The sequence below is a fragment of the Mesorhizobium sp. M7A.F.Ca.US.006.04.2.1 genome, from assembly GCF_004022915.1.
In the GTDB taxonomy this organism is placed as follows: Bacteria; Pseudomonadota; Alphaproteobacteria; order Rhizobiales; family Rhizobiaceae; genus Mesorhizobium; species Mesorhizobium ciceri.
Map to the genome: position 1 here is coordinate 1 of NZ_RZQA01000192.1, position 8,343 is coordinate 8,343.

Below are 8,343 nucleotides of genomic sequence, written 5' to 3' on the forward strand. Positions count from 1 at the left end.
GCCAAGCAGCGGCAGCAGGCCGGTCCGGCGCAGCGCCTCGACGGCGATATCGCGTTCCTCGCGCCTGCGCCGCAGCCCGGCGTGCGGGACCCGGCCAAGCTCGACATAATCGATCACCGCCAGCCGCGGATCGGGCTGGTCGGTCTGGCCGACAACGGCGATATGCAACGCCCGCTCGGCGGCCGAAATCCTGTCCAGCCCGCGTCCGCCAAGCTTCACCTCGCCGGAACTTGGCCGCAGCATGCCCGACAGCATGCGCAGCAGCGTCGTCTTGCCGGCGCCGTTGGGACCGATGATGGCAAGGCGATCGCCAGCGGCCACCGAGAAGCTGACCGCCTGGACCAGATTCCGCCCATTCGCCATGGCACAGAGGTCATGGGCTTCGAGAAGCACTGCGCTCATCGGCTGCTGCCCGCCGGATTGCGGGGACGGCAAAGCGTGCGCATGGTGATGCGATGATCGATGGAGCCGTCCAACTTTCCGTCACTTTCCAAAACTGGCGACGGAAGGAAGCTGGCGAACCGGCCGACAAGACCGGGACTCGCGTTTCCTCCCGGCACACCCCGTCCGGTCAACTCAGTGATGGCAGGTCTCCTGGCTCGCGGGTCGTTGCGCCATCCTGCCTTCCCAGCCTTGCCGGCCAGTGGCATTCACGGATTTTGCTCGCCGCTTACAGTTGCGGGGGCAGCCACGGCCTCGACCTGAACAGGCCTCACCGTGTTCCCTTTTCACCCCTCGCCTTTCGGCTCGGGGACCATCACCACTTCAGCGTAGATTTCCACCAAACGCTTCGCAATGGATTTCTCGGACGAAGTGGTGGGCCAGCTAAGGGAAACAGGCATTGCACGCTCACTTTATGTAATAACATAATATTTTATGTAATAACATAACATTCTTAGGAGATGACGCGGCCCGCTGTCAAGCGAAAGCCCATGGGATCGGCGCAGATTGCACGGGATGCGCAATTTCGATCAAACTGGCCGCGCCAGGAAACGCCAAGATGATCCGGCCAATGCGAAAAGGAGCCCCATGAACCCGACCGAGAAAGCGCTGTGGTTCGTCGAGAGCCATCTGCCGGAGGCGATCTCGCTTGACGATGTCGCGCAAAGCAGCGGCGTGTCGCGTTTTCATGTGACGCGCGCCTTCGGCGCCGCAACCGGCCGCTCGGTGATGGGTTACATGCGCTCACGCCGGCTGACCGAGGCGGCGCGCAAGCTGGCCGGCGGAGCGCCCGACATCCTCGCCGTCGCGCTCGACGCCGGCTACAACTCGCATGAGGCGTTCACCCGTGCCTTCCGCGATCAGTTCGGCACCACGCCGGAACTGGTACGCGCGCAAGGCTCGACCAACAACCTCGACCTCGTGGAGCCGATCCTGATGGACCAGTCCTTCCTCACCAATCTCGAACCACCGCGCTTCGAGACCAGCCGGCCGTTCCTGATCGCCGGCCTCGGCGAACGCTACAGCTGTGAAACCAGCGCCGGGATTCCGATGCAGTGGCAGCGTTTTGCACCCTATATCGGCAACATCCCAGGCGAGATCTCAGGCGTTTTCTACGGCGTCTGCCTTAACGGCGACGACGCGGGCAATTTCGACTATGTCGTCGGCGTCGAAGTGTCCGGCTTTGCGGATCTGCCGAAGGACTTCTATCGGGTGCGGGTGCCGGCGCAGAAATATGCGGTGTTCTCGCACCGCGAGCACATCTCATCCATCCGCCGGACGATCAACACGATCTGGAACAGTTGGCTGCCCGACTCCGGTCACGAAATCGCGGATGCACCGGAATTCGAGCGCTATGGACCGGAGTTCGATGCCCACAGCGGCAATGGCGGGCTGGAGATCTGGGTACCGGTGAAGGCGTAGCTCGATCACGCCATCGGCAGCGCCGGCCAGCGATCGATGACCTTTCCGCCGGAAAACACGTCGATCGACCCGAATTGCTGCAGCACGGCCTCGCTCTGCGTCGGCCTTAGAAACGCGTAGTCGCCTGGCCTTGCGGTCGCATCGGCGGGCAAGCCCATGAATTGCTGGTTGGAGGACAGGCCGAGCAGGCCGTTCGTCTTCATGCCTTGGGGGAAGACCGGCTCGGCCATCCACTTGCCGCCATAGAGATAGCAGCCCTTGCGCGGAAACCGGCCGAGCGCCTGCAGCAGGCGGGTAACGGCCGGCGGGCCAGGCAGCATCGGCTCGACCACTTTCAGGATCGGCGTAGCGATGAAAGCCGCCGGCTGGAAGCCGTCGAGGCCTGGCGTATCGAAGTCGCTGGGCAGCACGAAGGCCGAGCCCATCGACACTTCATTGGCCGCGCCGCCACGATGAAGCAGCGCGGTCTTGCTGCCGCCGATGTTGAGGATGCGGCGCTGGTCGGCACCGAGACAGGCGACGAACGCCGCAGCCTGCGCCGACGCCTCCGCCAATGCCTTTGCCGGTCCGCCGAAAAGGCCGGGAATGAGCGGCGCATGCGCCTCGTAGGCCATGACGCCTTCGCAATGCAGCCGGACCGGCAACGCGCTCAGCGCCTTCGACAAGGCCGCGGGATCAGCAAAGCCGCCGCGATGCAGCCCGACATCGATCTCGAAAGCGATGCGCAGGCCGATGCCGAGTTCGTCAGCGAGAGCACCGTATTCCGCCAGTCTCTCCTCGCTGTCGATCAGCCAGCAGACACGCGACCAGTCGGCATCACCCTTCACCAGCGCAGCCCTTGCCGCACCGATCGGCATCGGCTTGCCGTAGAGCAGATCGGCATCCGGAAACGCCTTCAGCACCGCCTCGCTGATCGGCGGGTGGAAGGTCATGAAGCGCTCATGGCGAAGCGCCTTGCCTATATGCGCAAGCAGCGGCAGGCAGGCGAGCGATTTGTCGACCAGCCGCACGGCCAGGCCGGGATCCAGCCTCCCTTTTACCAGGGCAATGTTTCCGTCCAGCCGATCGCGGTCGAGCAGCAGGCAGGGTCGGAAGATGCCGGCGGTCTTCAGCGCATCCGAGAGGGTGGAAAAATAGGTGCTCATCATTCGATGCCGAACAGGCCGGCCATGTAGGGCGACACGAAGCGGTTTTCCGGATCGATGTCGCGGCGCACCGCCATGGCATCGTCCCAGCGCGGGTAGAGCTTTTTCAGCTCCGCCGCTTTCAGGCTGTGCATCTTGCCCCAATGCGGCCGGCCGCCATGTCTGCGGAAGATCGGCTCTGCCGCCCGCATGAACGGCAAAGGATCGTTCGCGGCGTCATGGTGGATGGCGATGGAGCAGGTCAGCCTGTTGTAGAATGGCGAAAGCCAGAACTGGTCCGGCGCGACCGAGCGCACCTCCATCGGGAAATAGACCTCGGGAAAACGCTTCTCGGTCAGCTCGATGATCTCGGCCAGCGCCTTCGGCCCTTCCTCGAACGGCAAATGATATTCCATCTCGTTGAACTTGGTCTGCCGGTCGCTGGCATAGACGTTGAGCCAGTCCTGCACGTAGTCCTCGGCGGGAAATTTGGCGGCCGCCGATCGGATCAGGCGGCCACGCAGCGATGGCAGCCAGGCAAGTGAAGTGCGCAGCCTGCGCAGTGTCCTCAAACCCGCCTCGTCCTCTTCCGGCGGCCGCGTGGTGGGTGCGGCATCGCTGAAATCGCTGGCGATGAACTGCGCATAGCCGGAAAACGGAATGTAGTAGAATTCGGCCGAGCGATGCGCGGCCATCATCGCCTCGAAATCACGCAGCATCTCGGTGATCGGCAGCACATATTTGCGGCGGCGCAACCGGTAGGTCGCGATGTTGTTCAGCGTCACTTCGGTGAGCACGCCGAAAGCGCCGAGCGCGACACCGATGGCGTGGATCATGTCCCGATCCCCTGCCCGCTTGAAGTCGCGGACCTTGCCAAGCCCGTCGACGATCTGCACCGTCTCCAGCTGCGTGTGATAGGCGCCGAGCGTCGGCCCAGAGCCGTGCGTGGCTGTGCCCAGCGCGCCGCCGATCGCCTGGCGGTCGATGTCGCCCATGTTGGGCAGGCCCTGGCCAATGCCTTGCAGGATGTGCATGAGCGGGCCGAGCCGGGTCCCTGCCCGCACCCGCGCCTGATGTTTTTGCGCGTCGTGCGAGACCAGCCCTTCCAGTCTCTCCAGGGACAGGATCGTGCCCTGCGATTTCACCAGCGGTGTGAAGGAATGACCGGCGCCGGCGACGCGCACCGGGCCAGGCGCGCTCCGGACGAGATCACCGAGTTCACCGACATCGCTGGGGCTGGCGATCAGCTTGGGCTCGGCACTTACGAAGCCCGACCAGTTGCTCCAAGTGTTCGACATGGCGCTCCCCGCTCAGGCAACCGCACGACGGCGACGTGACACAAGAACGAAGAGACCGAGCAGCGCCACGCTTGCCACCGCGCTGGCGGCGGCGAATTCCGGCACCGGCCGGAAATCCTTGCCGTCGATGAGCAGCGACGCCGCAATCGGCCCGATCGCCAGGCCGAACAGTTGGGCTGCCGGCACCAGCAGCACGGCGGTGCGCGTCTCGTCGGCGGTGATCGCCAGACGGATCTGGTAGGGCACGATGAACAGCAGGATAAAGCCCATGGCCAGGGCAGCGACCCAGAACGTCGTCAGGCCGGGGCTGCTGGCAAGAACCAGGGAACTGACAAGCGCCACGACGCCGATCGCCGCGATGGCAAGGCGATAATCGATGCGCGCCTCGAACGCGGTCGCCGTCATCGCCCCCAGGACCTGCACCGCGAGGCTGGCCGAGACGATCAGGCCGACGGTGCGGCCATCGATGCCGTATTGCGCGCCTAGCGGCTCCAGGAAAGCCCAGACCGCGCCGAAGAACATGAAGTAGCAGAAGACCGACAACAGCGCGGTCATTGAGGGAACCGTCAGCACATTGGCCAGATTCTCTTCCTTGGGCAGGTCGGCATAGTCACCGGGCACGGTGAAAGCGACCGCCAGCGACACGACGCAGACGACGGCAAGAACGATGAAGCCACCCTCCGACCCTGCGGCCGGAATGACATAGAGCGCCAGCAACAGGGCGAGCGCGCATTGCGCCAGCGTCTGCATGGTGACGAAATAGCCGCCGATGCGCTCGGCACGCCGCGAGCGGGCGATCAGTTCGGTGGCGATGGCGACCAGACCGCCCTCGGCGAGCCCGGCAAGGGCGCGGGCCGCAATCAGCATGTTGGCGCTCGCGGCATAGGCCGTCCACACATTGGCCAGCGCCAGCAGCAGCAGAAGGACGGCACTTTTCCAGCGCATATTGTGGGCCGAAAGCAGCATCGCCACGACGGCCGAACCGATGGCAATGGCGATCATCTCGGCGGTGGCGACCAGCGCCAGTTCGTCGCCGCTGACATGGCCTTCGGTGTAGAGAGCTCCGAGCAGCACCGGCTGCAGGCCGAGGATGAGCAGGCCGACCGAACCGATCCACAGGGCCGAGGCGAGCTGCCAGCCGGTCGGATTGCCGACCAGCCAGTCGCCACTGCCTGCGTGGCCGATATCTGTCGAAGCCAAAGGCGCCTCCCCAACGTCCTTGCCGCGCGGCAAAAAAGCTGACAACCTGTCAGTATTTCAGAAACTGATACTTGATCATATTTCTTGTCAACCGGAATCTAAAAACCGTGCGAAAGATCGGTGCATGACGGAATTGAAGAGAATGGCGACCGAGCCGAGGCGCAAGCCCAAGCAGGAACGCAGCCGCGAGCGCATCGACGCGATCCTGTCGACGACCATGCGGCTGATCGGGGAAAAGGGTATCGACGCCGTCACTATGAAGGAGGTCGGCATGCTGGCGGGCGGGCCAATCGCCACCGTCTACCACTACTTTCCCAACAAATCGGCGATCCTGGCGATGCTCTATGAGCGGTTTTCAGAGGTCAGCCGGGCACGGCTGACGACGATCATCGCCGAAATCCACGAGGCGAAAGATGTCATCGTGGCCGCTGACCGGCTGCTCGATGATTATCTCAGCCGTGTCGCCGGCGATCCGGCCATCCAGGATCTGCAGAACGCCATCCAGGCCGACAAGGCGCTCAAGAACCTCGACCTCGCCGAAACGCGGCACCAAGCCAAAATGTTCTGCGACCATGTCATCGCCTTGCTGGAGCCCGAGAGGCGCGAGCAGTTCGAACGCATGGTTCTGCTGATCTTCCAGCTCGCCGGCGGCGTGGTGCGCCTGGCGCTTGCCGAGGGCGAAGCGGAAAGCCGCCGGACCATCGAGGATTACCGGTCTATCATTCACACGCAGCTGCGGCTGTTCCTCTAGAGCCGCGCCTATTTCGCCCGATGGACGAGGCCTTCGAAGCCGTGTGTCAGATCCGAAGCGCCGGCCGCGAACATCTTGACGAGATTTTGCGGACGGCCGGGAGTCTTGTTCGCATCGAGGAGGATGGCCCTGCCCTCATGCATGACGAAATCGAATTTTCCATAGTCGAAGCCGAGTTCACGCCGGCGCTCACGCAGTTCGTCGGGCACCGGGACGGGCTCGCGCCGGATCGTCTCCGATGCCTTGACCAGGCCGTTCGGGGAGACGTAGCGGGTGCAGCGCTCTCGCTCTCCGCAAAACACCCAGAAACGAACAGCAAAACCGTCGGGTTCTCTCTCCGGAATGAACTTTTCCACGACGAGATCGTCGCAATCAAAGACGCCGTCTGGAACGTCGCCGAGAGATCCGTGGATCTCATAGGGGTGCAAGATTGGCAAATGCGGAAACGGCGGCTGTTTGCCCGCGCGCTCGGATCGCCGGTTGAGGAGCGTCTCCGGGATTCCCCGATTGTTGAGATTGCTTTTGACGATCACCTGACCTTGCCAGCTGTCGGTTTTGTCGATCAATGCACCACTGATCCGCCGTTTGGATATGTCGGCGGCGCCGATGTTGAGGCAGAATGCAAAACACCGGGCATAGTCGACATAGTCCGTTGGCGTCACCGTGGCATCGACATGCAATACCGCCATATCGGCGCTGACCGGCTTCGACAGGCCTTGCTGAACCCGAACCGAATGGCCGCGCCTTTTCAATTCCGCAAGAATGTCGAACAGCATGTATGGGCTGCTCCTGCGCAGCAGAATATCGCGCCTGCCCAGGAACCTGTCATGCTCATGCGTTATCACGGCGATACGCGCCACTATCCACCTCCTGGACTGTCTGTAGATGCCTTGAAATGTCTTGGCTTGTCCAACGACCTCTATTAAGCCCCGGTGATATCCAAAATCCAGGCGTGCAGGGGGCCAATGGAATTGCATGACAAATCATTGGGACGATTACCACCGCCATTGGAAACTTCTGGAAGCGCCGCTCCGGCCGACAGCGGAAACCGTCGCTATATTCGATCGCGAACTTGATCTCGGAAATGCCGATGTCCTTCTCTTGGGGGTTACCCCGGAATTGGCAGTTCTGGGCAAGTCGATGTTGGCGGTCGACCAGTCGGCGGCCATGATTTCCGGCGTATGGGCTGGCGACGACGGCTCGCGACGGGCAATCGCCGGCAACTGGCTTAACCTGCCCGTGGACCGCGCAAGCATCGACGCCGTCATCGGCGACGGATGCCTGTCGGCGGTCGCTTCCCAGGCGGCGCGCAGTTCGTTGTTTGGCGAGGTCGCCAGGGTGCTGAAGCCTGGCAGGCGCGCAGCGATCCGCGTCTTCGCACGACCGGAAACGGCGGACGATCTGTGCGGCATCGAAGCTCTGGTTCTGGCCGGCGGGATCGAGAATTTCCACGCGCTCAAATGGCGGATTGCGATGGCGTGTACGACCGACGACCGCGATTTTACCATCAAGGTGGCAACGATCCGCGATGCATTCGGCAGACTGTTTCCGGACCGCGAAGCTCTTGCCGCGCGAACAGGATGGAGCATGACCTCGATCAACACGATCGACGTCTATGCAGGCTCGGACATAAGCTACAGCTTCGCGACGCTGGCCACGCTGACCAACGAGGCAGCCAACTGGTTCGGCGACGTGCGCGTCGTGCCGAGCGGAAGCTATCCGCTGGCGGAACGGTGCCCGCTTCTGGTGCTCGGTTCGGCCAGGCACCGGTAAGTTCATCATCATGCGCCAAGAGGCGCTCCGAGCGCCTTGACTCCGGCGCGCCGCCAGCCTATTTCAGCGCCACGTTAGCACTCGCCTTTGGTGAGTGCTAACCACATGTCCGGCGCCGCCGGATGGAGGAACTGTTTCTCACCGTTCTCATCGAGGAAGAAAAAATGGCAAAGTCGAAGTTCCGCCCGCTTCATGACCGCGTGGTCGTTCGCCGGGTCGAATCCGAATCCAAGACCGCTGGCGGGATCATCATCCCCGACACGGCAAAGGAAAAGCCGCAGGAAGGCGAGATCATCGCTGTCGGCTCCGGCGCTCGTGACGAAGCTGGCAAGCT

9 protein-coding genes and 1 riboswitch are annotated in these 8,343 nt (G+C 63.0%); of the genes, 4 read left to right on the plus strand and 5 right to left on the minus strand.

The genetic code is table 11. The annotated features are described in order from the left end of the window. Window positions 1-402, minus strand: a 402-nt coding sequence (locus EN925_RS12790) for an ABC transporter ATP-binding protein (protein WP_164894190.1), incomplete at its 3' end; no start/stop codon positions are given. A gap of 164 nt (window positions 403-566) precedes the next feature. Then, a riboswitch (cobalamin riboswitch) is annotated at window positions 567-774 on the minus strand. 255 nt (window positions 775-1,029) lie between these two features. Between EN925_RS12790 and EN925_RS12795 the strand changes: the two genes are divergently transcribed. Further along, window positions 1,030-1,863 (plus strand): AraC family transcriptional regulator, encoded by an 834-nt coding sequence (locus EN925_RS12795; protein WP_064994164.1) that lies wholly within the window; start codon window positions 1,030-1,032, stop codon window positions 1,861-1,863. Between the two features lie 5 nt (window positions 1,864-1,868). Here EN925_RS12795 and EN925_RS12800 read toward each other — a convergent pair whose 3' ends face one another. The 3 genes from EN925_RS12800 to EN925_RS12810 are packed head-to-tail and all read right to left on the minus strand — an operon-like array spanning window position 1,869 to window position 5,485. Further along, window positions 1,869-3,008 (minus strand): alanine racemase, encoded by a 1,140-nt coding sequence (locus EN925_RS12800; RefSeq protein WP_164766121.1) that lies wholly within the window; start codon window positions 3,006-3,008, stop codon window positions 1,869-1,871. Next, complete coding sequence (locus tag EN925_RS12805) at window positions 3,008-4,285, minus strand: D-arabinono-1,4-lactone oxidase (protein ID WP_127369382.1); 1,278 nt, start codon at window positions 4,283-4,285, stop codon at window positions 3,008-3,010. Before EN925_RS12805 ends, EN925_RS12800 begins: the two co-directional genes overlap by 1 nt. A 12-nt stretch (window positions 4,286-4,297) precedes the next feature. After that, a complete protein-coding gene (locus tag EN925_RS12810) occupies window positions 4,298-5,485 on the minus strand; it encodes an MFS transporter (protein WP_127369381.1) in 1,188 nt (395 codons plus the stop codon). 124 nt (window positions 5,486-5,609) lie between these two features. On the opposite strand from EN925_RS12810, the gene EN925_RS12815 reads away from it, so the two are divergent. Further along, window positions 5,610-6,236, plus strand: a complete 627-nt coding sequence (locus EN925_RS12815; protein ID WP_027163205.1) for a TetR/AcrR family transcriptional regulator — start codon at window positions 5,610-5,612, stop codon at window positions 6,234-6,236. An 8-nt stretch (window positions 6,237-6,244) separates the two neighbouring features. Here the strand turns inward: EN925_RS12815 and EN925_RS12820 are convergent, their stop codons facing one another. Continuing rightward, the gene (locus EN925_RS12820) at window positions 6,245-7,096 is read right to left on the minus strand and encodes a hypothetical protein (RefSeq protein ID WP_063167712.1); all 852 of its coding nucleotides are present in this window, start codon (window positions 7,094-7,096) and stop codon (window positions 6,245-6,247) included. A 115-nt stretch (window positions 7,097-7,211) separates the two neighbouring features. On the opposite strand from EN925_RS12820, the gene EN925_RS12825 reads away from it, so the two are divergent. Then, on the plus strand, window positions 7,212-8,009 hold the full coding sequence (locus EN925_RS12825; protein ID WP_127370363.1) for a class I SAM-dependent methyltransferase: 798 nt from the start codon (window positions 7,212-7,214) through the stop codon (window positions 8,007-8,009). A 164-nt stretch (window positions 8,010-8,173) separates the two neighbouring features. Next, window positions 8,174-8,343 (plus strand): co-chaperone GroES (locus tag EN925_RS12830; protein WP_148128454.1); only part of this gene is annotated, 170 nt, incomplete at its 3' end.